The sequence below is a fragment of the Lentzea aerocolonigenes genome (assembly GCF_000955955.1).
Classification (GTDB): Bacteria; Actinomycetota; Actinomycetes; order Mycobacteriales; family Pseudonocardiaceae; genus Lentzea; species Lentzea aerocolonigenes_A.
On record NZ_JYJG01000070.1, the window covers coordinates 1 to 1,213 of the forward strand.

Sequence of the window (1,213 nt, forward strand, 5' to 3'; positions counted from 1 at the left end):
CCTAGTAGACCGTCGCGTCTAACCTTTGGGGTATAGGTGGCGGAGTCGGGTGCGGGCGTTGTCGGTGGTGAATTGCCAGTCGACTCCGCGCTGTTGGGTGTTGGTGGCGTGTTGCCATGCGGTGAGTTCGGTGTTGAGGGTGTCGAGGTCGCTGATGCGGCGGTCGAGGCATTGCCGTGACAGTGCGGAGAGTTCGATCTCGGCGATGTTGAGCCAGGATCCGTGTTTGGGGGTGTGGTGGATCTCCAGGCGCTGGGCCAGGGCGAAGGCCTCGCCGGGGGTGAAGGCCTCGTAGAGGGAGGCGATGCCGTGGGTGTTGAGGTTGTCCATGACCAGCACCACGGTGTCGGCGTCGGGATAGTCCACGGTCAGTAGTTGCCGGACCTGCCCGGCCCAGTCGATCTTGGTGCGCTGGGCCAGGGCGTGGACGCGGCGCCAGCCGCGCAGGGGCTCGGTCCACACGAAGATCGAGCAGGTGCCGCACCGGAGGTATTCACTGTCCTGGCGGGCATCGCGGCCAGGCCGAGCGGGCAGCGGGTCGCGGACCTGGCCGAGTAGCTGGAAGGGTTTCTCGTCCATGCACACCACCGGGCGGGCGGGGTCATACGGGCGGGCGTAGACGGCGAGGACGTCTTCCATGCGGGCGGCGAACTCCGCGTTCGCGCGGGGCGGGATGTTCCAGCACTTCCTCAGATGAGGACGCAGTTCCGTTTTTTCAACACCCGGCCGATGGTCGAGTGGTCCAGGTTCGGGATGTCCTCGGTGAGCTGGACGTGTTTTTCCAGCAGCCGCAACGACCACCGGGCATGCCCGGCCGGCGGCGCCGAGCACGCCAGCGCGATCAGCCGCGCCTCGACCTCGCCGGTCACCGGGGACGGCACCGGCGGCAGAGCACGCTTCTTGCGTGAGATCGTGGCCAGCACATCGCCGCCGGTCTCGTCGAACCGCTTGGCGACCAGCCGCAGCGTCTCGCCCGAGATCCCGAGCCGGGCCGCGATCACTTCCTTCGGATCGGGCTCGCCCACCGAGGTGTCCAGCGCGAGCAGCACCCGCGCCCGCATGATCGACGACGCCGGATGCACACCTGTCGTGGTCCACCGGATCAGCTCTTCACGATCCCGCGCCGACAACGTGACCGGCCGTTTCAACTGGGAGGCCATGACAACAGCCTCCCAGCCACACGCATCAAAACTAAGCAGCGACACACTACTAG

At 66.9% G+C, this 1,213-nt stretch carries 2 protein-coding genes; both read right to left on the reverse strand.

What is annotated here, in order from left to right; translation table 11 throughout:
• Positions 1-18: 18 nt before the first annotated feature.
• Entirely contained in the window at positions 19-801 is a 783-nt protein-coding gene (locus UK23_RS51470; protein WP_196777714.1) for an IS630 family transposase, read from the reverse strand.
• A complete protein-coding gene (locus UK23_RS52615; protein ID WP_196777715.1) occupies positions 690-1,160 on the reverse strand; it encodes a helix-turn-helix domain-containing protein in 471 nt (156 codons plus the stop codon). The genes UK23_RS51470 and UK23_RS52615 overlap by 112 nt, the downstream gene beginning before the upstream one ends.
• Positions 1,161-1,213: the final 53 nt, after the last annotated feature.